The sequence below is a fragment of the Variovorax sp. SPNA7 genome (assembly GCF_033807855.1).
Taxonomy (GTDB): domain Bacteria; phylum Pseudomonadota; class Gammaproteobacteria; order Burkholderiales; family Burkholderiaceae_C; genus Variovorax; species Variovorax beijingensis.
The window spans coordinates 3,661,862-3,687,954 of sequence record NZ_CP138513.1 but is presented as its reverse complement, the minus strand read 5'-3'; the positions used below and the strand labels follow the sequence as shown (position 1 = coordinate 3,687,954).

Genomic DNA, 26,093 nt, shown 5'->3' with positions numbered 1-26,093 from the left:
GCCAAATGTCGAACCGTCCATCCTTCGCAGAACAGCCCGGCGCAGGCAGCAGCGCGCTGGCCGTGCGCCAGGCCTGCCGCAGCGGTGCGCTGAGCTCCCACACCAGCGGGCTCGCGAGCGCCCATGTGCAGGGCAACCTCGTGATCCTGCCGCGGGCGCACGCGGCCGACTTCCTGCGCTTCTGCCAGGCCAATCCCAAGCCGTGCCCCTTGCTCGGCGTGTCGGAAGCCGGTGACCCGGCGCTGCCGGCGCTCGGCGAGGACATCGACATCCGCACCGACCTGCCGCGCTACCGCGTGTGGCGGGACGGCGTACTGGTGGACGAACCCACCGACGTGCGCGCACTCTGGAGCGGCGACCTGGTGAGCTTCGTCATCGGCTGCTCCTTCACCTTCGAGCACGCGCTGATGGCCGAGGGCATCGCGCTGCGCCACGTAGAGCAGGGCCGCAACGTGGCGATGTACCGCACCTCGATGGCCACCGAGCCGGCCGGCGCCTTCCATGGGCCGATGGTGGTGTCGATGCGCCCGCTGCGGGCGGCCGATGCCATTCGCGCAGTGCAGATCACCTCGCGCTTTCCGGCCGTGCACGGCGCGCCGGTGCACATCGGCGACCCGGCGCTGATCGGCATCCGCTCGATCGCCGATCCCGACTACGGCGACGCGGTCGAGGTGATGCCCGACGAGCTGCCCGTGTTCTGGGCCTGCGGCGTCACGCCCCAGGCCGCGCTCGCCGCCGCCAGGCTGCCGTTCGCCATCACGCATGCGCCGGGCTCGATGCTCGTGACCGACCTGCTGCACCACCAGCTGGCCGCGTTCTAGCCGCGGCGCTGTCCACCCCCCATTTCAAAACGCAAGGAGACAACCCCATGAAGACCACCCTCGACGCCGCCCAGGCGGGCGACGACACGCAAGCCGGAGGCAGCTGGCTGCGCACGCTCAACCCGAACGAGAAACGCACGCTCACCGCATCCTTCAGCGGCTACGCGGTCGATGCCTTCGACTACTACACGCTGCCGCTGGTCACGCCCATCCTGCTGTCGCTGTGGGGCATGAGCAAGACCGAGGTGGGGCTGATCGGCACTGCCACGCTGGTGGCCTCGGCCATCGGCGGCTGGGCGGCCGGCATCCTGGCCGACAGGTACGGCCGCGTGCGCATCCTGCAGCTCACGATCCTGGTGTTCGCGATCTTCACCTTTGCCTGCGGGCTGGCGCAGACGCCCGAGCAGCTGCTGGTCGCCCGCACGCTGCAGGGCCTGGGCTTCGGCGGCGAATGGGCGGTGGGCTCGGTGCTCATCGCCGAGATGATCCGGCCCGGCTACCGGGGCAAGGCGGTGGGTCTGGTGCAGAGCAGCTGGGCCGTCGGATGGGGCGCGGCGGTGCTGGTGTCGATGGCGCTGTTCTCGTTCCTGCCGCCGGAGTATTCATGGCGCGTGATGTTCATGCTGGGCCTGCTGCCGGCGCTCCTGATCGTGTTCATCCGCCGCTCGATCCGCGACCCGGAGATCTACGTGCAGAGCCGTGCTGCCGTGGCGCGCGGCGAGCGCAGCGGCAATTTCCTCGCGATCTTCAAGCCCGGCATGCTGGGCACCACGGTGCTCGCGAGCCTGCTGTTCACCGGCATGCAGGGCGGCTACTACGCGATCGGCGTCTGGCTGCCCACCTTCCTGAAGAACGAGCGCCATCTCACGGTGCTGGGCTCGGGCGGCTACCAGTTCATGTTCATCATCGGCGCCTTCATCGGCTACCTGTGCGGCGCCTACCTGTCGGACCGGCTCGGACGCCGCCGCGCCTTCATCCTGTTCGCAGTGGGTGCCGGATCGCTGGTCTACGCCTACACGCTCTTGCCCATCACCGACGGCCTGATGCTGCTGCTGGGTTTTCCGCTCGGCTTCTTCATGTCGGGCATCTTCAGCGGCGCCGGGGCCTTCCTGGCCGAGCTCTTTCCCAATGAACTGCGCGGCTCCGGGCAGGGCTTTTGCTACAACTTCGGGCGCGGCATCGGCGCCACCTTTCCGGCGCTGGTCGGCGTGCTGAGCGACCGCATGCACCTTTCGCTGGGCACGGCCATCGGCGTGTGCGCCGCGGTGGCCTACGCCATGGTGGTGATCGTGGCGCTCTGCCTGCCCGAGACGCGCGGGCGCGACCTGCGCCAGAACTGACTCGTATCGATTTTTCCAGGACTCTTCCTTTCCATGACCACGCATTCCCTTCTCCCGTCCCGCTGGCAGTTCTGGATCGACCGCGGCGGCACCTTCACCGACCTGGTCGGCCGCGACCCCGTGGGCGGCCTGCACACGCTCAAGCTGCTGTCGGAGAACCCCGAGCAGTACCAGGACGCCGCCGTCGAAGGCATCCGCCGCCTGCTGAAGCTCGCGCCCGGCGAGGCCGTGACCCCCGAGCGCGTCGAGTGCGTGAAGATGGGCACCACCGTGGCCACCAACGCGCTGCTGGAGCGCAAGGGCGAGCCGACGGTGCTGGTCACCACCGTGGGCTTTCGCGATGCGCTGCGCATCGCCACCCAGGCGCGGCCGCGCCTGTTCGACCGCCGCATCGTGCTGCCCGAGCTGCTCTACCAGCGCGTGATCGAAGCCGGCGAGCGCATGGATGCGCAAGGCGGCGTCGTGCAGCCGCTGGACGAGCCTGCGCTGCGCGCCGAGTTGCAAGAGGCCTTCGATGCCGGCCTGCGCGCCTGCGCCATCGTCTTCATGCACGGCTGGCGCTACGCCGCGCACGAACTCGCGGCCGAGCGCATCGCGCGCGCCATCGGCTTCACGCAGGTGTCGGTGTCGCACAAGACCAGCCCGCTCATGAAGCTGGTGCCGCGCGGCGACACCACGGTGGTCGACGCCTACCTGAGCCCGATCCTGCGGCGCTACGTGGAGCAGGTGTCGCGCCAGATGCCGGGCGTGCCGCTGTTCTTCATGCAGAGCTCGGGCGGACTCACGCAGGCCGACCGCTTCCAGGGCAAGGACGCGATTCTCTCGGGCCCGGCCGGCGGCATCGTCGGCATGGTGCGCACCGCGCTCGACGCCGGCCACGCGCGCGTGATCGGCTTCGACATGGGCGGCACTTCCACCGATGTGTCGCACTACGCCGGCGAATTCGAGCGCTCCTTCGAAACCCAGGTGGCGGGCGTGCGCATGCGCGCGCCGATGATGAGCATCCACACCGTGGCCGCAGGCGGCGGCTCGGTCGTCGCCTTCGACGGCGCGCGGCTGCGCGTGGGGCCGGAGTCGGCCGGCGCCAACCCCGGCCCGGCCAGCTACCGGCGCGGCGGACCGCTCACCACCACCGATGCGAACGTGCTGCTCGGCAAGATCCAGCCTTCGCACTTTCCGCATGTGTTCGGGCCCAATGCCGATGAAGCGCTCGACCTGGCGGCGGCGCGGCGCGGCTTCGAAGCCATGGCGCGCCGCATGTCGGAAGCCACGGGCCGCAGCGTGGGCGCCGAGGAAGTGGCGAGCGGCGCGCTGCGCATTGCCGTGGCCAGCATGGCCAATGCCATCAAGCGCATCTCGGTGGCGCGCGGCTACGACGTCACGCAGTACACGCTGCAGTGCTTCGGCGGCGCGGGCGGCCAGCACGCCTGCCTCGTGGCCGATGCGCTGGGCATGCGCAGCGTCTACCTGCATCCGCTCGCGGGTGTGCTCTCGGCCTTCGGCATGGGGCTGGCGGACCAGCTCGCGATGCGCGAGCTGGCGCTGGAGCGCCGGCTCGATGCACAGGGACTGGTGGCGGCGCGCCAGGCGGCGGCTTCGCTGGCGGCGCAGGCCAAGGCAGAACTGCGCGAGCAGGGCGTGGCCGATGCGGCCATTGCCGCGGTGCACCGCGTGCAGCTGCGCTACGAAGGCACCGATACCGCGCTGGCCTGCGCGCTGCCCATGGCGGGTTCGGCCGACGAGGCGATCGCCGCGATGCGCGAAGAATTCGAAGCCGGCTATCGCCGCCGCTTCGCCTTCCTGATGGCCGAGCGCGCGCTCGTGATCGAAGCCGTGACGGTCGAAGCCGTGGGCGCCGGCGAGCGCGCGGCGCCGCCGGCCGCGCAGGCCGATGCGGCCGCCCATGCACCTGAACCGCTGGCGGCCGTGCGCATGTACTGCGAGGCCGACGAGAAAGCCGCGGGCTGGCGCGACGCCGCGCTGTTCGACGAGGCGGCGCTCAAGGCCGGTGCTTCCATCGACGGCCCCGCCATCCTCGCGGGCCGCAATGCCACCACGGTGATCGAGCCCGGCTGGCAGGCGCGGGCCACCGCGGCCGGCATCGAGCTGCACCGCGTGCGCCCGCGCGTCGCCACGCAGGCCCTGGGCACCAGCGCCGATCCGGTAATGCTCGAGGTGTTCAACAACCTTTTCATGAACATTGCCGAGCAGATGGGCCTGCGGCTGCAGAACACGGCCTACTCGGTCAACATCAAGGAGCGGCTCGACTTCTCGTGCGCGCTGTTCGACGTGCAGGGCAACCTGATCGCCAATGCGCCGCACATGCCGGTGCATCTGGGCTCGATGAGCGAGTCGATCAAGACCGTGATCGACGGCAACCCCGGCATGAAGCCGGGCGACGTCTTCGTGCTGAACGACCCCTACCACGGCGGCACGCACCTGCCCGACATCACGGTGGTCACGCCGGTGTACCTGGCGTCCCACGACGCGCGGCCTTCGTTCTACGTGGCTTCGCGCGGCCACCATGCCGACGTGGGCGGCATCACGCCGGGCTCGATGCCGCCGTTCTCGGCCACCATCGGCGACGAGGGCGTGCTGATCGACAACTTCAAGCTGGTGGAGGGCGGCCGCCTGCGCGAAGCCGAGCTGCGCGCGCTGCTGGGCGGCGGTGCGCACCCGTCGCGCAACATCGAGCAGAACCTGGCCGACCTGCGCGCGCAGATCGCTGCCAACGAGAAGGGCGTGCAGGAGCTGCAGGCCATGGTCGCGCAGTTCGGCCGCGAGACCGTGGCGGCCTACATGGGCCACGTGCAGGACAACGCCGAGGAGTCGGTGCGCCGCGTCATCACGGCGCTGAAGAACGGCGAGTTCACGCTGCCGCTGGACAACGGCGCGCAGATCCGCGTGCGGGTCACGGTCGATGCCGTCGCACGCTCGGCCACGGTCGACTTCACCGGCACCAGCGCGCAGCTGGCCAACAACTTCAACGCGCCGCGCGCCATCACCATGGCGGCCGTGCTGTATGTGTTCCGCACGCTGGTGGACGACGACATTCCGCTCAACGCGGGCTGCCTGAAGCCCATCGAGGTGGTCGTGCCGGACGGCTGCATGCTCAACCCGCTGCCGCCGGCGGCGGTGGTGGCGGGCAACGTCGAAACCTCGAGCTGCGTGACCAACGCGCTCTACGGCGCACTCGGCGTGATGGCCGCGAGCCAGTGCACGATGAACAACTTCACTTTCGGCGACGGCGAGCACCAGTACTACGAAACCATCTCGGGCGGCTCGGGTGCGGGCCCGGGCTTCGACGGCACGAGCGTGGTGCAGACCCACATGACCAACTCGCGCCTCACGGACCCCGAGGTGCTCGAGTTCCGCTACCCGGTGCGCCTTGAAAGCTATCGCCTGCGCGCCGGTTCAGGTGGAGCCGGGCGCTGGCGCGGCGGCGATGGCGGCGTGCGGCGCGTGCGCTTCCTGGCGCCGATGACGGCCTCGATCCTCAGCAACGGCCGGCTCTACGGTGCGTTCGGCGGTGCGGGCGGCGAGGCCGGTGCGGTGGGCATCAACCGTGTCGAACGCGCCGATGGGACGGTCGAGACGTTGGACCACATCGGACAGGTGCAGATGGCACCGGGGGACGTGTTCGTGATCGAGACGCCTGGTGGGGGAGGGTGGGGCGAAGCCGGCTCTTGAGCTGTGTTCTGTCGGCAGGGGTGCGCTCCCGCCGACGGGGTACCTTGCTCCGCGAATGTCCCCCGGCCTGCGGCCTCCTCCTTTATTTCGCTGCGCAAGGCACCCCATCGGCGGGAGCGTGATTCAGAGCACCGGTTGATCAGCGGTGCACCCAGAGCGTGCCCTCGTGCACAGGGCATCGGGTGCTCCCCGCAGCGAAATCAAGGAGGAGGGGCGTAGCCCCGGGGGACATTCGCGGAGGGGAGTACCCGGTGTCCTGTGCACGCGCCCCGAACAAGAGCAACAGCCCCCGAGAAAGAACTACATCCCCACGTAGTTAGGCCCGCCGCCCCCTTCAGGCGTGACCCACACGATGTTCTGCGTCGGGTCCTTGATGTCGCAGGTCTTGCAGTGCACGCAGTTCTGCGCGTTGATCTGCAGGCGCTCCTTGCCGGCGTTGGCCTCGTCGGGCACGAACTCGTACACGCCGGCCGGGCAGTAGCGGCTTTCGGGGCCCGCGAACTTCGACAGGTTGATGTTCACCGGCACCGACGCATCCTTGAGCGTCAGGTGCGCCGGCTGCTGCTCCTCGTGGTTGGTGTTGCTGATGAACACGCTCGAGAGGCGGTCGAAGGTCAGCTTGCCGTCCGGCTTCGGATAGGCGATGGGCTTGCACTCCGCCGCCGGCTTGAGGTACAGGTGGTCGGGCTTGTTGCGGTGCAAGGTCCATGGAATATGGCCCTTGAGCAGCCACTGCTCGATGCCGTTCATGAAGGTGGCAATGCCCAGCCCCTTCTTGAACCAGGCCTTGAAGTTGCGTGCCTTGTTCAGCTCCGTGTAGAGCCAGCTCTTCTCGAACGCGGCCGGGTAGGCCGTGAGCTCGTCGTGCTGGCGGCCGGCCTGCACCGCGTCGAAGGCCGCTTCGGCGGCCAGCATGCCGGTCTTGATGGCGGCATGGCTGCCCTTGATGCGGCTCACGTTCAGGTAGCCCGCCTCGCAGCCGACCAGCGCGCCGCCCGGGAACACCGTCTTGGGCAGCGACATGAGGCCGCCGGCCGTGATGGCGCGCGCGCCGTAGCCGATGCGCTTGGCCGGCTTGATGCCCTGGGCCTCGTCGCCTTCGAGGTACCAGCGGATGTTGGGGTGCAGCTTCCAGCGCTGCATTTCCTCGAACGGGCTCAGGTACGGGTTGCTGTAGTCCAGGCCGGTGATGAAGCCCATCGTGACCTTGTTGTCCTCCATGTGATAGAGGAAGGCGCCGCCGTAGGTGTCGCTCTTCATCGGCCAGCCGGCCGTGTGCAGCACGAAGCCGGGCTGGTGGCGCTTGGGGTCGATTTCCCACACTTCCTTCACGCCCAGGCCGTAGGTCTGCGGGTCCTTGCCTTCGTCGAGCTTGAACCTGCTGATGAGCTGGCGGCCCAGGTGGCCGCGCGCGCCTTCGGCAAACACCGTGTACTTGCCCAGCAGCTCCATGCCGAGCTGGAAGTTCTCGGTGGGCTCGCCGTCCTTGCCCACGCCCATGTTGCCGGTGGCCACGCCGCGCACCGAGCCGTTCTCGTTGTAGAGCACCTCGGCCGCCGGAAAGCCCGGGAAGATCTCCACGCCCAGGTTCTCGGCCTGCTGCGCCAGCCACTTGGTGAAGGCGCCCAGGCTGATGATGTAGTTGCCGTGGTTCTGGAAGCAGGCCGGCAGGAAGGCGTTGGGCGTGCGCAGGCCCGACTTCTCGCCGAGGAACACCATGGCGTCGTCGGTCACGGGCTGGTTCAGCGGGGCGCCCTGTTCCTTCCAGTCGGGCAGCAGCTCGTTGAGCGCGCGCGGGTCCATGATGGCGCCCGAGAGAATGTGCGCGCCGGGCTCGGAGCCCTTCTCGAGCACCACTACCGAGATTTCCTTGTCGTGATGGGCCGCCAGCTGCTTGAGCCGGATGGCGGTCGAGAGGCCGGCCGGGCCGCCCCCGACGACCACCACGTCATATTCCATGGATTCGCGGGGGCCGAACTGGGTGAGGATTTCGTCGTGGGTCATGTGGGTCTCGTCGATAATGATTTGAGGCTCGGACGCTTCGAGGGCGCGAAACATTTTATGTGGAGTGCCGGGCGTCACCTCGGCGACTCGGCAACGGCTCAACAGGACCCCCTTCCCATGGCTTACAGCATCGATCTTTCGGGCCGCGTGGCCTTCATCACCGGCGCTTCCAGCGGGCTGGGCGCGCAGTTTGCCAAGACGCTGGCGCGCGCCGGCGCCGCGGTGGTGCTCGCGAGCCGCCGGCTCGAGAAATTGAAGGAGCTGCGCGCGCGCATCGAGGGCGAGGGCGGCGACGCGCACGCGGTCGAGCTCGACGTGACCGACATCGGCAGCATCAAGGCCGCCGTGGCGCGCGCCGAAACCGAGGTCGGCCCCATCGACATCCTGGTCAACAACTCGGGCGTGAGCACCACCCAGCGCCTTTCGGACGTCACGCCCGACGACTACGACTACATCTTCGACACCAACGTGAAGGGCTCCTTCTTCGTCGCGCAGGAAGTGGGCAAGCGCATGCTGGCGCGTGCCGACGGTTCGGCGCCGGGCACCTACATCGGCGGGCGCATCATCAACATCGCCTCGGTGGCGGCGCTCAAGGTGCTGCCGCAGATCGGCACCTACTGCATGAGCAAGGCCGCGGTGGTGCAGATGACCAAGGCCATGGCGCTCGAATGGGGCCGCTTCGGCATCAACGTGAACGCGCTGTGCCCGGGCTACATCACAACCGAGCTCAACGAGGACCACTGGGCTTCCGAAGCCGGCGCCAAGCTCGTCAACATGCTGCCGCGCAAGCGCGTGGGCAAGCCCGAAGACCTCGACGGCCTGATCGTGCTGCTGGCCAGCGGCCAGAGCCATTTCGTGAACGGCGCGGTCATTGCGGCCGACGACGGGTTCGCGCTCTGATCCTCTCCATCAAAGCCCACCGATGAGAATCGAAATCCCCGAAAAGAAGAAGTTCGTGTTCGAGATGTCCATCCCCATCCGCTGGGGCGACATGGACGCCATGGGCCACCTCAACAACGGCACCTATTTCCGCTACCTCGAAACTGCGCGCATCGACTGGATCCGTTCGCTCGGCATCGAGCCCGGCCCCGGCGGCGAAGGCATGGTGATCGTCAACGCCTTCTGCAATTTCTACCGCCAGATCGAATACCCGGGCGACGTGCTGCTCAAGATGTACGTGAGCGACCCGGCCCGCACCACCTTCGAGAGCTGGGCCACCATGGCGCGCGCCGAGGCGCCCGAGGTGATCTGCGCGGCCGGCGGGGCGACCACGATCTGGGTCGATTTTCCTAGGCAGAAGGCGCTGCCCTTGCCTGACTGGCTGCGCGCGGTGGTGAGCGACTAGGCCGGCCGCAGCACGATGCGCGCCTCGAAGCCGCTGGCGGCACCTGCCGGCGGCGATGCCAGTTCGAGCCGGGCGCCGTGCTTCTCGACGATAGTGCCCACGATCGACAGCCCCAGCCCATAGCCCGCGCGATCGGAGCTGTGGCGCACATGGCGCTGCTGCAGCGTGGCGAGCTGCCCGGCGCTGACGCCCGCGCCGAAGTCGCGCACCGCGAGCGTGCAGGGCGCCATCACCTCGATCACCACCCGGCCGCTGCCGCCGTAGCGCAGCGCGTTCTCCACCAGGTTGCGCAGCGCGATCGCCAGTGCGTCGACATCGCCCGAAGCGACGGGAGCGGCGTCGTCGGGCACCTTGAGCGCGAGCCGCTCGCTGATCTGCGGGTCGTTCCAGAAGTCCTGCGCCACGGCGCCGGCCAGCTGCACCAGGTCGACCCGTGCGCGCGCGAGCGAGGCGCCCGACTCGGCACGCGAGAGCTGCAGCAGCTTCTCGGTGCGGTGGCTGAGCATCTGCAGCGCATCGAGCGCCGCCTGCACGTCGTTGCGCTGCAGGTCGTGCTCGAGCGCGGTCTGCAGCCGCAGCCGTGCCGCGGCCAGCGGTGTTCGCAGCTCGTGCGCCGCATTGGCGGCCAGCGCGCGTTCGACGTCGAGCGAATGCGACAGGCGTTCCAGCAGGCTGTTGACGTGGTCGCCGACCGAGCGCAGCTCGCGCGGCAGGCCGGGCAGCGTGATGGGGCGCAGGTCGGAGCCGCTGCGCTTCTCGATCTCGCCCGCGAGCTGCTGCAGCACGCGCAGCTCGTTGCGCGCCACCTTGCGCAGCACCAGCGCCAGCAGCGGCAGCACGGCACCGAGCGGAATGATCAGCCCGAACAGTGTGCGGTTGAGCGCCGAGCGCCGCTCGTCGAGCGGATCGGCCACCTGGAAATACAGGCCCAGCGTGGGATGCCGCACCGTATAGATGCGCCAGGTCTGGTTGTTGGCGAAGCCCGCGGCCAGCGGCACGTCGAAGGCATCGGTGGGTGCCTCGGCCGAGCGCAGCAGCACCTTCTCGTGGATGTCCACCACCTGGTACATCACCGCGTCTTCCGAGAACAATTGCTTGGGCGCGATCAGCGGCGTGTCCGGTGCCGCGCCCGGATGCTGCAGCTTGCCGAGCTCCTGCAGCGCCATGTCGAACATGCGGTGCGACACCTCGACCAGCTCGTTGTCGAAGTTGTGGTTGATCTCGCGGTCCACATACCAGACCACGGCCAGCACGCACAGCAGCCACACGCCGCCGACCCAGAGGATCAGGGTGCGAGTCAGGCGGCCGGCCAGCGTGTCGCGGCCGTCCTTCGGGTGTGCCGCGGTCATTCGTCCTCGTCCGCCGAGGTCGACAGCCGATAGCCCAGGCCGCGCAGCGTCTGGATGTGGCTCTTGCCCAGCTTGCGCCGCAGGCGGCTGATGAACACCTCGAGCGTGTTGCTGTCGGCCTCGTCGCCGAAGCCGTAGAGCGCGTCGGCCAGGTTCTCGCGGGTGTGGATGCGCTCGGGCCGCGTGGCCATCACGCGCAGCAGGGCCCATTCCTTCTGCGTGAGGACGACCGGGTTGCCGTCCTTGCGGACCCGGTCCTGCGCCAGGTCGATCTCCAGCGTGCCCAGATGCAGCACCGGCGAGCTGCCGGCGCTGCGCCGCCGCTCCACCGCGCGCAGCCGCGCCAGCAGTTCGGCCGGGTCGTAGGGTTTGATGAGGTAGTCGTCGGCGCCGGCGTCGAGGCCGCGGATGCGGTCGGTGACCTGGTCGCGCGCCGTCAGCACGATGACGATGGGCGGTTCGCGCAGCGCGCGCACCTGGGGCAGCAGCGAAAGGCCGTCGCCGTCGCCCAGGTGCAGGTCGAGCAGCACGGCGGCGTACTGCACCGAAAGCAGGGCGCCGCGCGCCTGGGCGAGGCTGGGCGCCACGTCGACCACGAACGCCTTCGCAAGCAGGTAGCTGCAGACGGCGTCTGCCAACGCACTGTCATCTTCGACGAGCAATATGCGCACGCGATGGGGTCTTTCCAAAAAAACGCAGTCTAGCGCCGACTGTCGCGGGGCCGGGCGGCGTCAGTTCCCGCTCAGGGCCGCTTCAGGCTCGGTTCAGGCCGCGAACGTAGGCTCAGGGGGTTTCAGGCTTGCTGGTTTTTCTCTCTCTCTGCTCATGACGCGTGTCCCGAATCTTCCGAATCCCTCGAATCTCCGCCTGGGAGGCATGACCCTCCTTGCATTCGCCTTGCTGCTGGCATGGGACGCCACCGGCGGTGATCTCGCGCTGGCGCGCCTGGCGGGTACGCCGATGGGCTTTCCGTGGCGCGACAACGCCTTCATGGTGCACGTGATGCACGAGGGCGCGAAGAACCTGAGCTGGCTGTTCGTGATGGCGCTGTTCGCCGGCATCCGCTGGCCGCTCGGCATCCTGCGGCGGCTGCCCGTTCGCGCCCGGGCGCAGCTGGCATTCACCGTGCTGCTCTCGGTCATTGCCATCAGCCTCATCAAGCATGCAAGCCACACGAGCTGCCCGTGGGACCTGAAGGAGTTCGGCGGCGTGGCAAGCCATGTGTCGCATTGGGCGTGGAAGGTCTACGACGGCGGCTCGGGCGGGTGCTTTCCGGCGGGCCATGCGTCCGCGGCCTTTGCCTACGCAGGCGGCTATTTCGTGCTGCGACGGGTGTCGCCGCGCGCCGCCATCCTCTGGCTCTGCGCGTCGCTGGCCGCGGGGCTGATGCTCGGCCTGTCGCAGCAACTGCGGGGAGCGCACTACATGAGCCATACGCTCTGGACCGCCTGGATCTGCTGGGTGGTGGGCTTTGCCATCGACCTGGCCGTTGCACCCCGTGCCTCCCGGCTGCCCGCAGCCGAAACCGCCGTGTTGCATGCAGGCCATTGATACCGCCCTGTTCGCGCTGATCAACGCCAGTGCCGCGGCACCGGCGTGGAGCATCTATTTCGCGCGCTTTGCCTCCGACGTGCTGCCGGCCTTGCTGGCCACCGCGATCATCGGCGCGGCGGCGCTCGACCGCCGCCTGCGCTATGCCTGCTTCACCGCGCTGGTCAGCGTGCTGGCGGTCTGGGTCTTCGTGAACGTGTTCCGCTCGGCCATGCCGTTCCAGCGGCCGGCCTTCTACGGCCTTGGCATCCAGTGGGCGCCGCAGGGGCCGCGGCCGGGTTTCCCGAGCCTGCATGCCGCCTGCACCTTCGCAGCCGCGTTTTCGCTGTGGTGCCTGCCGTGGCGCGCGCCCATGCTTGCCGCGCTGGCGGTGGCTGCAGTGGTCGGGTGGAGCCGCGTGTTCCTCGGGCTGCACTTTCCGCTCGACGTGGTCGTGGGGGCGATGCTGGCCGCCCTGGCGTCGATCGTGGTGGAGCGCGGCGTGAGCCGGCCGCTCAACCTGGCGCTCAGGGCCTTCATGCGGCCCAGGCTCCGGGCGAGAAGGGCGCGAATCTGAACACCGGCTGAACGCGCAATTCAGGCTGCCTTCAGTTGCGCTTCCTACAGTCGGTGCATGTCATTTTCAAGAATCGAACCCGCGCCCGTGCGGGGCATGGCGCTGCCGGCAGCCGGCGCGCCGCAGCTGGCGTCCGCACGTGCATTCTGGGCGCGCATCGACCTGTGGCTGGTACGGCCCCGATCGGCACAGCGCGTGGTCGTGTGGCTCGCCATCTACCTTGCCGTGGCCGCCAACTGGCCGCTCTGGAACGAGCTCGCGCGCATCGGCGGCGCACCCAGTGCCTACCTGCCCACGAGCGCCGCCATGGCGGTGCTCATGGTGTGCGCCACGGTGGCGCTGCTGTCCTTCACGGCCTGGTCGCGCTGGATGAAGCCCTTGTGGTTTGCGGTGGTGCTGCTGGCCGCGTTCGTGCAGCACTACATGCTCGAGTACCGCGTGGTGATGGACCCGACCATGATCGCCAACGTGTTGCAGACCGACCCGAACGAGGCGCGCGACCTCATGAGCTGGCGCATGGCCTTCCATGTGCTGCTGGTGGTGCTGCTGCCGGCGCTGGCGCTCTGGCGCGCGCGCATCGTGCCGATGCGCTTCGTCTCCAAGCTCTGGCGCAACGCGGCGCTGCTGCTGCTCGCGGTGGTGCTGGCCCTGGTGGCGGCGGTGTCGATGAACCGGCAACTCGCGCCGCTGATGCGCAACAACGTCCACCTGCGCTACATGATGAACCCGGTCGCGAGCCTCTATTCGGCCGGCTCGGTGGTCCTCAGGCCGATGTTCAAGCGCAGCCGCAAGCTGATCCCGATCACGGCCGGAACGGCGCTGGGCGCGAGCTACGCGGGCCAGGCGCGGCCGCCGATGTTCGTGCTGGTAGTGGGCGAGACGGCGCGGGCCGACCACTTCGGCCTCAACGGCTATGCGCGCAACACAACGCCCGAGCTGGCAGCGCGCGGCGTGCAGAGCTGGCACGACGTGCATTCGTGCGGCACCAACACGCTCGCCTCGGTGCCGTGCATGTTCTCGCCGCTGGGCAAGCAGGGCTACGAATCGCGCAGCGACGACTACGAGAACCTGGTCGACGTGCTGCAGGCCGCCGGGCTGGCGGTGCTGTGGCTCGACAACCAGGCCGGCTGCAAGGATGTCTGCACGCGCATTCCCAACGCCTCCGCCTTCGACAGCCTCACGCCCGCGCAGAAGAGCGCGCTGTGCGACGGCGAGGAATGCCTGGACGACGTGATGCTCAAGGGGCTGGACGCGCGCATTGCCGCGCTGCCCGCCGAGCGCCGCGCAAAGGGCGTGGTGCTGGTCATGCACCAGATGGGGAGCCACGGGCCGGCCTACTACAAGCGCTCGGCGCCGGAGATGAAGCGCTTCCTGCCCGAGTGCAGGACCAACTCGCTGGCCGAATGCGGCCATGCGGAGCTGCAGAACGTCTACGACAACTCGATAGCGCAGACCGATCATTTCCTGGGCCAGACCATCGACTGGCTCAAGGCGCAGTCCGGCCAATACGACCCGGCCTTGCTCTACGTGAGCGACCATGGCGAATCGCTCGGCGAGTACGGCCTGTTCCTGCATGGCGTGCCCTACAGCTTTGCGCCCGAGGCGCAGAAGCACGTGCCCATGGTCACCTGGTTCAGCGCCGGCATGAGCGAGCGCCGCAAGCTGTCGCGCCCGTGCATGGAAGCGGAGCTCGATGCGCCGCTCACGCACGACAACCTCTATCACACGGTGCTGGGGCTGATGGACGTGAGCAACCCCACCTACAAGCCCGCGCTGGACGCGCTCGCATCCTGCCGAAGCAGGGCCTGAGCCGCGGTGCGCGCTACTTATTTCTTCTCACGGGGCAGCCGCCCCATCAGGAAGAACTCGGTGTTCGGCTGCATGCCGCTGAAGCTCGCGAGGCGGTTGCTCAGGCCGAAGAAGGCGGTGATGGAGGCGATGTCCCAGATGTCCTCGTCGTCGAAGCCGTGGGCATGCAGCGCGGTGAAATCCGCGTCCTCGACTTCATGCGAGCGTTCGCAGACCTTCATCGCGAAGTCGAGCATGGCGCGCTGGCGCGGCGTGATGTCGGCCTTGCGGTAGTTCACCGCCACCTGGTCGGCCACCAGCGGCTTCTTCTCGTAGATGCGCAGCAGCGCGCCGTGCGCCACCACGCAGTAGAGGCACCGGTTGGCCGCGCTGGTGGTGGTGACGATCATCTCGCGGTCGCCCTTGGTGAGCGAGCCCTCCTCCTTCAGCATCAGCGCGTCGTGGTAGGCGAAGAAGGCGCGCCACTCGGCCGGGCGGCGCGCCAGCGCGAGGAACACGTTGGGCACGAAGCCGGCTTTTTCCTGCACCGCGAGGATGGCGGTGCGGATGTCTTCCGGCAGGTCTTTCAGCTCGGCGAGGGGGTAGCGGTCGGCCATGTTCTGTCTCCTGGGTGGCAATGCCAGGATCATAGGCAACTGCCCGTCGCCGGGCCCGCTGCCTACTTCAGTGCCTTGCCTTGGGTTGCGCCCAAGGGCGTGTGCAGCTGCGAAGCCACCCACTGGCCGGTGTTGTCGTCGCGGCCCTGCAGCAGGTAGCGCGTGTCGGGCTTGCCGTAGTTCTGCACCGCCATCGCCGAGAACTTGCCGATGTCGGTCTTCGGGTCGCGCAGGCGGTTCACGATCAGCACCTTCTTCGTGTCGGCGAAGTCGGCCATCATGTTTTGGTCGCCCTCGCTGTCGCCGGCAATGAAGCAGGGCCCGTAGCCGTATTTGCTGACCAGGAAGCGCTGGATGTTCTTGGTCTTTCCGGGGCCCTGCGTCTGGTCGTAGCCGCGCCGGTACTCGGGCTGGATCACGCCGCTGGCGTCGCGCTCCAGTTCCATCGCCAGCACGCGTTCGGGCGGGTTGTTGTAGCCGAAGGCGGGGTTCGACGAAATCTCCTTGATCACGTCGACGAAGGAGGCCGAGCACACCCACACGTCGAAGCCCGCGTTGCGGAAGGCGGCGTACAGCTCCTGCATCTCGGGCTGCAGCCGCAGGCCGTTCTTCCAGCTGACCGAGACCACGCCGGCCTGGCCCGGCAGCGCGGCCGGCGAGCTCCATTTCACCTTGGCCACGGGCTCCTTCAGCTGCCAGGCCACGGTGGCGGCCGTGAGCTTGCGCACCTGGGCTTCGGTCATGCCGACGAAGAGATAGGTCACCCAGGGGTAGGCGGTGTCGTGGTCGAAGGTGTCGCCGATGGCTTCGTACAGGTAGCGCACCTTGGTGGTGAAGGCGATGTAGTGTGGGCTGAGCTTCACAGCGGCCAGCGGCTGGCTGCCCTTGAGGCCGCTGTAGTTCTGGTAGAGCCAGGTGTAGCTGGCCACGATGTCGGGCACCACGCGGTCGATGTTGACCGGCTGGCCGGCCGCATTGTTGTGCGCCGGCAGGAAGTCTTTCTTCGGGATGTTCTTGCGCAGCGCCACCTCGAGCTGCGCGGGCGTGGCGCCGAACACCAGGTTCTCGAGCTGGTAGATCAGCGAGGCTTCCTCGGCGTCCAGGAAGATGCTGGTGTTGTCCCAGTCGAAGACCACGTAGGGCGGCCGGGCGGCGCTGTAGCCCGGACTCGCCTTGCCGAGGCTGGCGATCAGGCCTTCGATCTGCGTGCGGTTGAAGGCGTCCCAGCGGCCGGGCGAAAGCGTGGTGGACGCAGAGGGGGCCAGGCTGGCGCAGCCCGTGGCGGCGAGTGCGGCGGCGAGCGGCGTGAGAAGAATCAGGCGGCGTTGCATGGAGTTCCTGTTGTTGTGCGGCGTTGAACGGAAGGCCGAGCGTAGGGAACGCTCGTGACACTTCGGCACAGGCCTACGCATCAGCCATGCCAGCCTGGGCACGGATGCGGTCGTACTGCTGTTCGATGAAGGCCGCCACGCGGCGCACGAGTTCGCGGTTGCCGCCGGCCGCGTGCAAAGCTCGCCTATCCAGGCAAGGACAGTGCCGGCCGGCCGGGCTCGAGCACCGCGAGATCGCTTTCGTCCTTCAGGCCGACGCCGGTCAGCCCTAGGCGAAGGGCTTCGCGCATCAGCCATGCGAGCTTGAAAGCCGCAGCTTCGCAGGGCAGGCCTTCGGGCCGCACGTTCGAGATGCAGTTGCGCTCGGCGTCATGCCGGCCGCGCTTCGGCGAATGGGTCAGGTAGATGCCGAGGCTGTCCGGCGAGCTGAGCCCCGGGCGCTCACCGATCAGCATCACCGAGAGCGCGGCGCCGAACAGCTCGCCGACCTCGTCGGCCAGCGCCACGCGCGCCTGGGTGGCGATGACCACCGGGGAGAAGCGCGTCTCGGGCGGCAGCTGCGCGCGCAGCGCGGCCAGCAGCGGGGCGGCATGGCGCGCCACCGCGAGCGAGGAGAGGCCGTCGCCGACGACGAGGCACACATCGCAATCGCCTTGCGCGGCGGCCTGCAGGCGCTGCGCGTCCGCGGGGTCGAGCTGCCGGCCGAGGTCGGGGCGGCGCAGGTAGGTGGTGCGGTCTTCGGCGCGGCTGCGGGCCCGCATGACTTGCCAATGCTGTTGTTGCAGTGTGGCTTCGAGTGCGTCGACGTCGAGCGCCGCGTGGATGGCATCGCGCGCCATGGCATGGGCCCAGCCGAAGCGCAGCGTCTCGTCGGTCGGCATGCCGGCGCCGGCGCGGCCCAGCGCCAGGCGCGCGGGCGTGGCCGAACGCCACTGCGCCCAGGGATTCGGCGTGACGGCGTCCTTGCTCATGGCGCGAGCGCGGCCAGTCCGCTCATGTCCGCCAGCAGGCGGTTGGCCGAGGGCGGCGCGAGTTGTCCCGCCGCGTCGGTGATCTGCATGCGCTGCAGCCAGGCCTCGAATTCGGGCGCGCGCTTCAGGCCCAGCGTCTGGCGCAGGAACAGTGCGTCGTGGAACGAGGTGCTCTGGTAGTTGAGCATCACGTCGTCGGCGCCCGGAATGCCCATGATGAAATTGATGCCCGCGGTGCCCAGCAGCACGAGCAGGTTGTCCATGTCGTCCTGGTCGGCTTCGGCATGGTTGGTGTAGCAGATGTCGCAGCCGATGGGCAGGCCCAGCAGTTTGCCGCAGCAATGGTCTTCGAGCCCGGCGCGGATGATCTGCTTGCCGTCGAAAAGATATTCGGGCCCGATGAAGCCGACCACCGTGTTGATGAGGAGCGGCTTGTAGCGCCGCGCCAATGCATAGGCGCGCACCTCGCAGGTTTGCTGGTCGACGCCGAAGTTGGCATTGGCCGAGAGCGCGCTGCCCTGGCCGGTCTCGAAGTACATCACGTTGTTGCCGACCGTGCCGCGGTTCAGCGCCAGCGCCGCGGCGTGTGCCTCGGCCAGCAGTTCGGGCGTGACGCCGAAGGACAGGTTCGCCTTCTCGGTGCCCGCGATCGACTGGAACACCAGGTCCACCGGCGCGCCGGCTTCCGCGAGCCTGAGTGTGTTGGTCACGTGCGTGAGCACGCAGCTCTGGGTCGGAATCTCGAAGCGCTGGATCACCTCGTCGAGCATGTGCAGCAGGCGGCCCAGCACCTGCATGCTGTCGGACACCGGGTTGAGGCCGATCACCGCATCGCCCGCACCGTAGAGCAGCCCGTCGAGCGTGGAGGCCGCCACGCCGCGCAGGTCGTCGGTCGGATGGTTGGGCTGCAGCCGCACGGCCAGGTGGCCGGGCAGGCCGATGGTGTCGCGAAACTTCGTGACCACGCAGCACTTCTTGGCGACCGACACCAGGTCCTGGTTGCGCATGAGCTTGGACACGGCCGCCACCATCTCGGGCGTGAGGCCGGGCGCCAGTGCCGTCAGCGCTTCGGTGGTGGCCTGCTCCGAGAGCAGCCAGTTGCGGAAGTCGCCGACCGTGAGGTGCGACATCGGCGCAAAGGCCTCTGCATCATGGCTGTCGATGATGAGGCGCGTGATGTTGTCGCTCTCGTAGGGAATCAGCGCTTCGGTCAGGAACTGCTTGAGCGGCGTCTCGGCCAGCACGTGGCGCGCCGCCATGCGCTGCTGCGCGGTGGCCGCGCCGATCTCCGCGAGGTAGTCGCCCGAGCGCGCCGGGCTGGCCACGGCCATGATCTGCTTCAGGTCGTCGAAGGCGAAGACCTGGCCGGCGATGGTGGTGCGATAGCGCATCTTTCTTTCTTCTTGTTCACTCGATGGTGCGGGAGGACAGCATCTCGTCGGGCGCCGCCGCCTTGCGCTGCGCCGAGGTCAGCAGGAAGTAGCCGTAGGCCGCCGCCATCAGCACCAGGAACAGCAGCGTGAGCATGGCGTTGAACCAGACCATGGCACCCAGGCAGACCACGCCGAGCCCGAGCGCAATGGCCGGAAACACCGGATAGAAGGGCGCGCGGTAGGTGCGCAGCAGGCCGGGCTCGCTCTTGCGCAGCTTGAAGAGCGCGGCCATCGAGATCAGGTACATCACGATGGCGCCGAGCACGGCCATGGTCACGATGTTGGCGGTGAGCGTCTGGCCGCCGAACTGCACCCACTCGTCGCTGAAGATGGCCACCACGCCGATCACGCCGCCCGCCAGCAGCGCGCGGTGCGGCGTGTCGAAGCGCGGGCTCAGGCCCGCGAAGTAGCGCGGCAGGTAGCCGGCGCGCGCCAGCGCGAAGATCTGGCGCGAGTAGCCCATGATGATGCCGTGGAACGATGCGACCAGCCCGAAGAGGCCGATCCACACCAGCATGTGCAGCCAGCCGCTGTTGTCGCCCACCACCGCCTTCATGGCCTGCGGCAGCGGGTCGTTGATGTTGGCGAGCTTGCGCCAGTCGCCCACGCCGCCCGCAAAAATCATCACGCCGAAGGCCAGCACCACCAGCGTGACGATGCCCGTGGTGTAGGCGATGGGAATGGTGCGGTGCGGATCGCGCGCCTCCTCGGCGGCCATGGCCGCGCCCTCGATGGCCAGGAAGAACCAGATCGCGAACGGTATCGACGCGAAGATGCCCGAGACGGCCGCGCCGTTGAGCACGCTGCCGCCGGCCCAGCCGTTGGCGACGAAGTTGGCCATCGACCAGCCCGGCGTGACCACGCCCATGAACACGACCAGCTCGAAGATCGCGAGTACCGTCACGAACAGCTCGAAGGCCGCCGCAATGCCGATGCCGATCCAGTTGAGTGCGATGAAGATCACGTACGCACCCAGCGCGAACCACTTCGGGTTGATGCCGGGGAACTGCACGTTGAGGTAGGCGCCGATGGCCAGCGCGATGGCCGGCGGCGCAAAGACGAATTCGATCAGCGTGGCAAAGCCCGCCACGAAGCCGCCGGTCGGCCCGAAGGCGCGCCGCGCATACGCGAAGGGGCCGCCCGCATGCGGAATGGCGGTGGAGAGCTCGGTGAAGCTGAAGATGAAGGTGGTGTACATCGTGGCCACCAGCACCGTGGCCACCAGGAAGCCGAGTGTGCCGGCGGTGTTCCAGCCGTAGCTCCAACCAAAGTACTCGCCCGAGATGACAAGGCCCACGGCGATGCCCCAGAGCTGGACGGGGCCGAGGACCTTCTTCAGGTGGCCGGTGCCTGTGGGAACAGTGGCTGCGACCGGCGTGACTGTGGTGGGCTGCATGGGGCTTCCTCTTTTTGCGGATGTTGACAGTGCGTATCCGGCAAAGCAAGGCCCGTTCCATCGCTGGCCATAATCGTGCTTTTCAATCTCCCGAGGTGTTCAGTGAAGTCTTCCTCTTCTCTCTTCTGTGCCGCCCTGGTTTCGCTGTGCGCGGTGTCGTCCGCCGGGGCGCAGTCGGCGCCCGTCACCACGCCAAGCGGCCTGGTCTACCAGTCGCTGAAGGAAGGCACCGGCGCATCGCCCGCCGTCACCGACGTGGTCAAGGTGCACTACCGCGGCACCTTCCCGGACAGCGGCAAGGAATTCGACAGCTCCTACAGCCGCGGCGAACCGACCGAGTTTCCGCTCAACGGCGTGATCCCCTGCTGGACCGAGGGCGTGCAGAAGATGAAGCCCGGCGGCAAGGCCAAGCTGACCTGCCCGCCGGCCATTGCCTACGGCTCGCGCGGCGCGGGCGGCGGCGTGATTCCGCCGAACGCCACGCTCAACTTCGAAGTCGAGCTGGTCTCCGTCAAGAAGCGCTGACCGGCAGATCTCGAGAACTCAACTTGGCTGGAACTGGAACAGCCAGGTTTCGGTCAGCGTCTTGTCGCCGGTCTTCAGGTAGAGCCGCATGTCGATCGGCTCGTTGCCTTCGGGCGTGAAGTCGAACTGGGCGCGCCAGTGGCCCGGCACGCCGTTGGGCACGGCCTCGGCAAAGACGTAGGAGAACTTGCCGCGTGGCGCCGTCAGCACCAGCTCGGGCTTCACGCCGAAGGGCACGGTGGTGAGCGGCTGCCCGACAAACTCCACCATGAACTTGCGCACGCCCGGCGGGCGCGGCTGGCCGGGCTGTCCGCCGCGCCCGATGCGCGTGGCCACGCAGCGCGCGAGCGGCGAGGGAAAGGGCTCCTGGTCGGTCCAGTGCAGCCGGTACTGCAGGCTGTAGCTCGCGCCCGCCTTGGCATCGGCCTTGGGCACCCAGAAGGCGACGATGTTGTCGTGGATCTCGTCGTCGGTCGGGATCTCGATCAGCTGCACCGAGCCTTCGCCCCAGTCGCCCAGCGGCTCGATCCAGAGGCTCGGGCGCTTCTCGTAGTTGACGCCGTCCTGGTAGTTGTCGAACGCGCGGTCGCGCTGCAGCAGCCCGAAGCCGCGCGGGCGGGTGTCGGCAAAGGCCGAGGCGCGCGTCTGCGTCGGGTTGTTGAGCGGGCGCCAGATGCGTTCGCCCGCGCCGTTCCAGATGGCCAGGCCGTCGGAGTCGTGCACCTCCGGGCGCCAGTCGATGGCGGTGGGCTTGATGGTCTCCGAGTACCAGTACATCGAGGTGAGCGGCACCAGGCCCAGGCGCGACACATCGCGGCGCAGGAAAACGCGTGCGTCGATGTCCATGATCACGGCCTTGCCGCGCTGCATCACGAACTTGAACACGCCCGTGACGCTCGGCCCTTCGAGCAGCGCGTAGACGGTCATCGAAGTGGTGTTGTTGGCGGCCGGCGTCTCGAAATAGAAGCGCGTGAAGGTGGGGAATTCCTCGGGCTTGTCGGGCACCGCCACGTCGAGCGCAAGGCCGCGCGCCGACAGGCCGTACTGGTAGAGCTCGCCGATCGCGCGGAAGTACGAGGCGCCCAGGAAAGCCACCCAGTCGTTCTTCTGCCAGTCGAGCTTGCCCTGGTCGCCCAGTCGGCTTTCCTGCAGCCGAAAGCCCGCAAAGCCCGCGCCGGCCGGCAGCGCGCGCGCCGGGCTGTCGGGCGGCATCGAGAAGTACGAAGGGCTGTAGAGCACCTCGCGCGCGAAGGCGTCGCCATCGGAATTCTCGAGCACGTGCATGCGCACCGGTGTCTGGAAGAAGCGGCCGAGGTGGAAGAAGGTGACCGGAAAGGCGCCCGGGCCGTCGCGGAAGAGGGCGTTGGCCGGGTCGAACTTGATCTTGCCGTGCGCGTCGTAGTCGATCTTCTCGAGCACCTCGGGCGCGAGCGGCGCGGCAGCGGCATAGGGCTGCCCGGCCAGGCGCCTGGCCTGCGCCACGAGGCGGTCGAAGGAGAAGGGCGAAGGCTGGCTCAGCTTCAGGCCGTTGGCGGCCAGTGCCTCTTCGGGCAGTCCAAGGGCGGCGAGTGCGGCGGCGGCACCACCTGCGGCAAGGAAGGATCGGCGATCAAGCATGTGTTTCTTGAGGGTTGCGGTCTTGGGAGTACGTCGTGGAGTACGAAAAGGAATGAGCGGAAGGCGATGCGGCCGGAGAAACCATCCTAATGCAGCCGGCGCCGGGAATTTTCCGCGCACAAGAGCGGCGAGCATGCCGCGGCCGTGGGGTTTCGCGCGTCAGCCAAGCTGCGCAGCGCGAGCCGGACAAGGCCGGGATTTGAGATATTTGTGCGTTTATGTATCGGCGCTGTCATCGGCGCTGTCGGCCACGCCCAGGGCGTAGACGGCATAGAGCGGCACGCCGAGCAGCATCAGCGCCAGCGGCGCGAACAGGGCGTAGGCCAGCCCGACGCCTTCGAGCACCCGGTAGGTGGCCTCGAGGCGCAAACGCGGATGGGGCTGCGCTAGTTCGGCGGTCTTGCGCAGCCCCCAATGAAACTCCGCCCCGGTGGCGCGCAGCGAGGGATGCTGCGCGGCACGGCCCACCGCGAGCCAGCAGACGGCATCGAAGGCCAGCACCGAACCCGCGGGCGCGCGCTCGCCGAAGGTCGCGAGCACGGCCTGCGCCTGCTGCGGCTGCAGGTACATCAGGACGCCTTCGGTGAAGAGGAAGACGGGTTGTGCCTGGCGCTTGCGCGGCAGTTCGAGCGCGTCCCACCAGCGGGGCGATGTGAGGTCGAGCTCGCGCGCATCGTGGCGCGGGTGGGCCTCTGGCAGCAGCTCGCGGCGCAGCGCCATCACTTCGGGCAGGTCGGCATCCGTCATGCGCGACCTTCCGTCGTCCAGCCACTGGAAGTAGTGGCTCAGGCCGCAGCCCATGTTCACCACGCGGCCGCCCGGGTGCTGCTTGAGGAACTCCTGCGCGAGGCTGCGGAAGCGCCGCGTGCGGCTCAGGATGCTGTAGATGGTGGTCCGGTCCTCGGGCAGCGGATGGCCTTCGTCGCGGATCTTCTCGAGAATCGACGCGGCGTAGGCGTCCCGCACGGCCATCTGCGGAAACATCGCGTCGCCGGAAGCGCGCGCGGCGAGCGGAATCCGCAGGGTCGACGGCACCGCCGAAAGCCTTTGTGCGGCTCTCTTGCTTGCTGTCATGGGCGCAGGCACCGGGTCATGCGCAAGTCTGGCTGCTCCCACGCGGCGGAGCAAGTCAGCCTTTCGTTAGCCCCCGCGCCGGCCGCCGCTACACCATTTACTTGGCGGTGGGCATCACGAACTCGGCGCCCTTGGGCGTGCTCTCGGGCCAGCGCTGCATGATCGACTTCTGCTTGGTGTAGAAGCGCACGCCTTCCTCGCCGTAGGCATGCATGTCGCCGAACAGGCTGCGCTTCCAGCCGCCGAAGCCGTGCCATGCCATCGGCACCGGGATCGGCACGTTGATGCCGACCATGCCCACCTGGATGCGGCGACCGAACTCGCGCGCCACGTTGCCGTCGCGCGTGAAGCAGCTCACGCCGTTGCCGAATTCATGGTCGTTGACCAAGTCCACCGCGTCCTTGAAGTTGGCCACGCGCACGCACGAGAGCACCGGGCCGAAGATCTCTTCCTTGTAGATGCGCATTTCGGGCGTGACGTGGTCGAACAGCGTGCCGCCCATCCAGAAGCCGTCGCCGCAGCCAACGCCTGCCTTGCCGCCGTCGAACTGGCGGCCGTCGACCAGCAGCTTCGCGCCTTCCTGCTCGCCCTGGGCGATGTAGCCGGTGATGCGCTCGTGCGCCGCGCGCGTGACGATCGGGCCCATCTCGGCCGCGAGGTTCTCGCCGTCGAGCACCTTGAGCGTCTTGGTGCGCTCGATGAGCTTGGGAATGATCTTGTCGGCCACGTCACCCACCAGCACCGCTACGCTGATGGCCATGCAGCGCTCGCCGGCCGAGCCGTAGCCCGCGCCGATCAGCGCATCCACCGTCTGGTCGATGTCGGCGTCGGGCATCACCACCATGTGGTTCTTCGCACCGCCAAGCGCCTGCACGCGCTTGCCGTTGCGTGCGCCGGTTTCATAGATGTAGTTGGCAATGGGCGTGGAGCCCACGAAGCTCACGGCCTTGACGTCGGGGTGCTCGAGCAGCGCGTCGACCGCCACCTTGTCGCCCTGCACCACGTTGAACACGCCGTCGGGCAGGCCGGCTTCCTTCAGCAGCTCGGCCATGCGCAGCGACGGGGTCGGGTCGGTCGGGCTGGGCTTGAGAATGAAGGTGTTGCCCGCGGCAATGGCCACCGGGAACATCCACATCGGCACCATCACCGGGAAGTTGAAGGGCGTGATGCCGGCCACCACGCCGAGCGGCTGGCGCAGCGTCCAGTTGTCGATGCCGGTGGAGACCTGGTCGGTGAAGTCGCCCTTGAGCAATTGCGGGATGCCGCAGGCGAACTCGACGATGTCGATGCCGCGCGAGACCTCTCCCTGCGCATCGGTGAACACCTTGCCGTGCTCGGCGGTGATCATGTGCGCGAGCTCGTCCTTGTGCAGGTTGAGCAGCTCCAAAAACTTGAACATCACGCGGGCGCGGCGGATCGGCGGCGTGTCGGCCCACTTGGGAAAGGCGGCCTGCGCGGCGGCCACCGCGGCATCGACGTCGGCCTGGACGGCCAGCGCCACCTTGCCCGTGACCTTGCCGGTGGCCGGGTTGGTGACGTCCTGCGTGCGGGTGGAGTTGCCGGCGGCGTGCTGGCCGCCGATGAAATGCGCGATCTGTGTGGTCATGGAGAGTCCCAGGTCAAGTGATTGCGCCAGTCTAGGAAAGGCAAGGGCCCCTGCCTAGGCGCCAGGGTTGAACTGTTTGTTCGCTATAGTGAACAATCCCGCCATGGATCTGCAAAAAGCCGAATCGCTCTGGATGCACCTGCACTGGCTGATCGTGCTCGGCCAGCAGGGCAGCTACACCGCCGCCGCCGCGCGCCTGGGCGTGAGCAAGGCCGCCATGAGCCAGCGCATCGCCGAGCTGGAGCGCGCCGTGGGCGTCACCCTGGTGCGCCGCACCACCCGCAGCATGCGGCTGACCGAGGCCGGGCAGCAGCTGGTCGACCAGACCCGGGAGCCCTTCGAGCAGATCGCCCACAGCTTCCTGCAGGCGCAGGACCACGCGGGCGAGCCGCGCGGCCTGGTGCGGGTGACCGCGCCGGTGGCGCTGGGGCGGCAGCAGCTATTGCCCAGGCTTGCCGACTTCCTGCTGGCGCATCCGTCGATCCGCGTCGAAATGGAACTCTCCGACCGGCTGAGCTCCCTGGCCACCGAGGGCTTCGACCTGGCGGTGCGGCACGCGGCCTCGCCGCCCGACACGCATGTGGCCTGGCGGCTGTGCGACACGCGTTCGGTGCTGGTGGCGAGCCGTGCCTACCTGCGCCGCAAGGGAACGCCGCTGGCGCCGCCCATGCTGACCGAGCACGACTGCCTGCACTATCCCCGCGGGCAGGAAACCAACGTATGGTCCTTCGAGCGGCGCGGCGGCCGCGCGCGCCATGCCGAGCGCGTGACCGTGCCCATCGCCGGCCCGCTGGCCGCCAACAACAGCGAGGCGCTGCGCGACGCCGCCCAGGCGGGGCTTGGCATTGCGCTCTTGCCCGACTTCAGCGCGCAGTCGGGCCTGCAGGCGGGCAAGCTGGTCGAGGTGCTGCCCGACTGGCAGCCCACGGGCGCCTTCGCCGACCAGATCTACGCCATACGGCCGTATTCGCTGCACATTCCGCGTGCGGTCAACCTGTTCGTGAGCCACCTGCGCGAGACGCTGAAGGCGGGGTTCCCGCTGCCCGAGGCCTGATGGCCTGCGGGCTTCCGGCCTCGCT

At 68.4% G+C, this 26,093-nt stretch carries 21 protein-coding genes; 10 read left to right on the top strand and 11 right to left on the bottom strand.

From position 1 onward, the window contains the following. The first annotated feature begins 5 nt into the window (after positions 1–5). Genes RZE77_RS17295 through RZE77_RS17285 form a run of 3 tightly spaced genes read left to right on the top strand, consistent with a single transcriptional unit; the run spans position 6 to position 5,851 of the window. Positions 6–821, top strand: coding sequence for a putative hydro-lyase (locus tag RZE77_RS17295; RefSeq protein ID WP_319438510.1), 816 nt, complete (start codon positions 6–8; stop codon positions 819–821). A gap of 47 nt (positions 822–868) precedes the next feature. Continuing rightward, on the top strand, positions 869–2,161 hold the full coding sequence (locus tag RZE77_RS17290; protein WP_319438509.1) for an MFS transporter: 1,293 nt from the start codon (positions 869–871) through the stop codon (positions 2,159–2,161). A 33-nt stretch (positions 2,162–2,194) separates the two neighbouring features. Then, a complete protein-coding gene (locus RZE77_RS17285; protein ID WP_319438508.1) occupies positions 2,195–5,851 on the top strand; it encodes a hydantoinase B/oxoprolinase family protein in 3,657 nt (1,218 codons plus the stop codon). Positions 5,852–6,151: 300 nt separating this feature from the next. On the opposite strand, the gene RZE77_RS17280 is transcribed toward RZE77_RS17285, so the two are convergent. Further along, positions 6,152–7,855, bottom strand: coding sequence for an electron transfer flavoprotein-ubiquinone oxidoreductase (locus RZE77_RS17280; protein ID WP_319438507.1), 1,704 nt, complete (start codon positions 7,853–7,855; stop codon positions 6,152–6,154). A gap of 117 nt (positions 7,856–7,972) precedes the next feature. Between RZE77_RS17280 and RZE77_RS17275 the strand changes: the two genes are divergently transcribed. Together RZE77_RS17275 and RZE77_RS17270 are read left to right on the top strand one after the other, a co-directional pair. Beyond that, entirely contained in the window at positions 7,973–8,755 is a 783-nt protein-coding gene (locus RZE77_RS17275) for an SDR family oxidoreductase (protein ID WP_319438506.1), read from the top strand. A gap of 22 nt (positions 8,756–8,777) precedes the next feature. Continuing rightward, a complete protein-coding gene (locus tag RZE77_RS17270) occupies positions 8,778–9,200 on the top strand; it encodes an acyl-CoA thioesterase (RefSeq protein ID WP_319438505.1) in 423 nt (140 codons plus the stop codon). Here the strand turns inward: RZE77_RS17270 and RZE77_RS17265 are convergent. Together RZE77_RS17265 and RZE77_RS17260 are read right to left on the bottom strand one after the other, a co-directional pair. Beyond that, positions 9,197–10,549, bottom strand: a complete 1,353-nt coding sequence (locus RZE77_RS17265; protein ID WP_319438504.1) for a sensor histidine kinase — start codon at positions 10,547–10,549, stop codon at positions 9,197–9,199. The genes RZE77_RS17270 and RZE77_RS17265 overlap by 4 nt on opposite strands. Further along, positions 10,546–11,220 carry a response regulator transcription factor gene (locus RZE77_RS17260; protein ID WP_319438503.1) on the bottom strand — a complete coding sequence of 225 codons (675 nt, stop codon included), beginning with the start codon at positions 11,218–11,220 and terminating at the stop codon, positions 10,546–10,548. Before RZE77_RS17260 ends, RZE77_RS17265 begins: the two co-directional genes overlap by 4 nt. Positions 11,221–11,374: 154 nt before the next feature. Between RZE77_RS17260 and RZE77_RS17255 the strand changes: the two genes are divergently transcribed. The 3 genes from RZE77_RS17255 to RZE77_RS17245 are packed head-to-tail and all read left to right on the top strand — an operon-like array spanning position 11,375 to position 14,465. Continuing rightward, positions 11,375–12,100, top strand: coding sequence for a phosphatase PAP2 family protein (locus RZE77_RS17255; RefSeq protein WP_405546045.1), 726 nt, complete (start codon positions 11,375–11,377; stop codon positions 12,098–12,100). Then, positions 12,087–12,656 (top strand): phosphatase PAP2 family protein, encoded by a 570-nt coding sequence (locus tag RZE77_RS17250; protein WP_319438501.1) that lies wholly within the window; start codon positions 12,087–12,089, stop codon positions 12,654–12,656. Before RZE77_RS17255 ends, RZE77_RS17250 begins: the two co-directional genes overlap by 14 nt. A 57-nt stretch (positions 12,657–12,713) precedes the next feature. Next, positions 12,714–14,465, top strand: coding sequence for a phosphoethanolamine transferase (locus RZE77_RS17245; protein ID WP_319438500.1), 1,752 nt, complete (start codon positions 12,714–12,716; stop codon positions 14,463–14,465). A 17-nt stretch (positions 14,466–14,482) separates the two neighbouring features. Here RZE77_RS17245 and RZE77_RS17240 read toward each other — a convergent pair whose 3' ends face one another. From RZE77_RS17240 to eat, 5 genes are all read right to left on the bottom strand, one after another. Continuing rightward, positions 14,483–15,061: a peroxidase-related enzyme gene (locus RZE77_RS17240; RefSeq protein WP_124958246.1), complete on the bottom strand. Its 579-nt coding sequence runs from the start codon at positions 15,059–15,061 to the stop codon at positions 14,483–14,485. A gap of 62 nt (positions 15,062–15,123) precedes the next feature. Then, positions 15,124–16,392: an HAD family hydrolase gene (locus RZE77_RS17235; RefSeq protein ID WP_319438499.1), complete on the bottom strand. Its 1,269-nt coding sequence runs from the start codon at positions 16,390–16,392 to the stop codon at positions 15,124–15,126. Positions 16,393–16,577: 185 nt separating this feature from the next. Further along, on the bottom strand, positions 16,578–17,363 hold the full coding sequence (eutC, locus tag RZE77_RS17230; RefSeq protein ID WP_319438498.1) for an ethanolamine ammonia-lyase subunit EutC: 786 nt from the start codon (positions 17,361–17,363) through the stop codon (positions 16,578–16,580). Beyond that, positions 17,360–18,754, bottom strand: coding sequence for an ethanolamine ammonia-lyase subunit EutB (locus tag RZE77_RS17225; protein WP_319438497.1), 1,395 nt, complete (start codon positions 18,752–18,754; stop codon positions 17,360–17,362). The genes eutC and RZE77_RS17225 overlap by 4 nt, the downstream gene beginning before the upstream one ends. A 16-nt stretch (positions 18,755–18,770) precedes the next feature. Next, entirely contained in the window at positions 18,771–20,192 is a 1,422-nt protein-coding gene (gene eat, locus RZE77_RS17220; protein ID WP_319438496.1) for an ethanolamine permease, read from the bottom strand. Between the two features lie 102 nt (positions 20,193–20,294). Between eat and RZE77_RS17215 the strand changes: the two genes are divergently transcribed. Then, positions 20,295–20,717 (top strand): FKBP-type peptidyl-prolyl cis-trans isomerase, encoded by a 423-nt coding sequence (locus tag RZE77_RS17215; RefSeq protein ID WP_319438495.1) that lies wholly within the window; start codon positions 20,295–20,297, stop codon positions 20,715–20,717. Positions 20,718–20,735: 18 nt separating this feature from the next. Here the strand turns inward: RZE77_RS17215 and RZE77_RS17210 are convergent, their stop codons facing one another. The 3 genes from RZE77_RS17210 to RZE77_RS17200 form a co-directional block, all read right to left on the bottom strand. Then, positions 20,736–22,334, bottom strand: coding sequence for an OpgD/OpgG family glucan biosynthesis protein (locus tag RZE77_RS17210; protein ID WP_319438494.1), 1,599 nt, complete (start codon positions 22,332–22,334; stop codon positions 20,736–20,738). A gap of 216 nt (positions 22,335–22,550) precedes the next feature. Then, positions 22,551–23,369, bottom strand: coding sequence for a class I SAM-dependent methyltransferase (locus RZE77_RS17205; protein ID WP_319438493.1), 819 nt, complete (start codon positions 23,367–23,369; stop codon positions 22,551–22,553). Between the two features lie 136 nt (positions 23,370–23,505). Continuing rightward, positions 23,506–25,014: a CoA-acylating methylmalonate-semialdehyde dehydrogenase gene (locus RZE77_RS17200; RefSeq protein ID WP_319438492.1), complete on the bottom strand. Its 1,509-nt coding sequence runs from the start codon at positions 25,012–25,014 to the stop codon at positions 23,506–23,508. Between the two features lie 103 nt (positions 25,015–25,117). On the opposite strand from RZE77_RS17200, the gene RZE77_RS17195 reads away from it, so the two are divergent. Continuing rightward, positions 25,118–26,068, top strand: a complete 951-nt coding sequence (locus RZE77_RS17195) for a LysR family transcriptional regulator (RefSeq protein WP_012748368.1) — start codon at positions 25,118–25,120, stop codon at positions 26,066–26,068. Positions 26,069–26,093: the final 25 nt, after the last annotated feature.

What these genes read in the sequence shown, in the direction of transcription:
- RZE77_RS17225 (WP_319438497.1), bottom strand. Translation starts at nt 18,754, where the DNA reads ATGCGCTATCGCACCACCATCGCCGGCCAGGTCTTCGCCTTCGACGAC.
- RZE77_RS17290 (WP_319438509.1), top strand. Translation starts at nt 869, where the DNA reads ATGAAGACCACCCTCGACGCCGCCCAGGCGGGCGACGACACGCAAGCC.
- RZE77_RS17195 (WP_012748368.1), top strand. Translation starts at nt 25,118, where the DNA reads ATGGATCTGCAAAAAGCCGAATCGCTCTGGATGCACCTGCACTGGCTG.
- RZE77_RS17200 (WP_319438492.1), bottom strand. Translation starts at nt 25,014, where the DNA reads ATGACCACACAGATCGCGCATTTCATCGGCGGCCAGCACGCCGCCGGC.
- RZE77_RS17245 (WP_319438500.1), top strand. Translation starts at nt 12,714, where the DNA reads ATGTCATTTTCAAGAATCGAACCCGCGCCCGTGCGGGGCATGGCGCTG.
- RZE77_RS17280 (WP_319438507.1), bottom strand. Translation starts at nt 7,855, where the DNA reads ATGACCCACGACGAAATCCTCACCCAGTTCGGCCCCCGCGAATCCATG.
- RZE77_RS17235 (WP_319438499.1), bottom strand. Translation starts at nt 16,392, where the DNA reads ATGCAACGCCGCCTGATTCTTCTCACGCCGCTCGCCGCCGCACTCGCC.
- RZE77_RS17270 (WP_319438505.1), top strand. Translation starts at nt 8,778, where the DNA reads ATGAGAATCGAAATCCCCGAAAAGAAGAAGTTCGTGTTCGAGATGTCC.
- RZE77_RS17285 (WP_319438508.1), top strand. Translation starts at nt 2,195, where the DNA reads ATGACCACGCATTCCCTTCTCCCGTCCCGCTGGCAGTTCTGGATCGAC.
- RZE77_RS17265 (WP_319438504.1), bottom strand. Translation starts at nt 10,549, where the DNA reads ATGACCGCGGCACACCCGAAGGACGGCCGCGACACGCTGGCCGGCCGC.
- RZE77_RS17275 (WP_319438506.1), top strand. Translation starts at nt 7,973, where the DNA reads ATGGCTTACAGCATCGATCTTTCGGGCCGCGTGGCCTTCATCACCGGC.
- RZE77_RS17250 (WP_319438501.1), top strand. Translation starts at nt 12,087, where the DNA reads ATGCAGGCCATTGATACCGCCCTGTTCGCGCTGATCAACGCCAGTGCC.
- RZE77_RS17295 (WP_319438510.1), top strand. Translation starts at nt 6, where the DNA reads ATGTCGAACCGTCCATCCTTCGCAGAACAGCCCGGCGCAGGCAGCAGC.
- RZE77_RS17255 (WP_405546045.1), top strand. Translation starts at nt 11,375, where the DNA reads ATGACGCGTGTCCCGAATCTTCCGAATCCCTCGAATCTCCGCCTGGGA.
- eutC (WP_319438498.1), bottom strand. Translation starts at nt 17,363, where the DNA reads ATGAGCAAGGACGCCGTCACGCCGAATCCCTGGGCGCAGTGGCGTTCG.
- RZE77_RS17210 (WP_319438494.1), bottom strand. Translation starts at nt 22,334, where the DNA reads ATGCTTGATCGCCGATCCTTCCTTGCCGCAGGTGGTGCCGCCGCCGCA.
- RZE77_RS17240 (WP_124958246.1), bottom strand. Translation starts at nt 15,061, where the DNA reads ATGGCCGACCGCTACCCCCTCGCCGAGCTGAAAGACCTGCCGGAAGAC.
- eat (WP_319438496.1), bottom strand. Translation starts at nt 20,192, where the DNA reads ATGCAGCCCACCACAGTCACGCCGGTCGCAGCCACTGTTCCCACAGGC.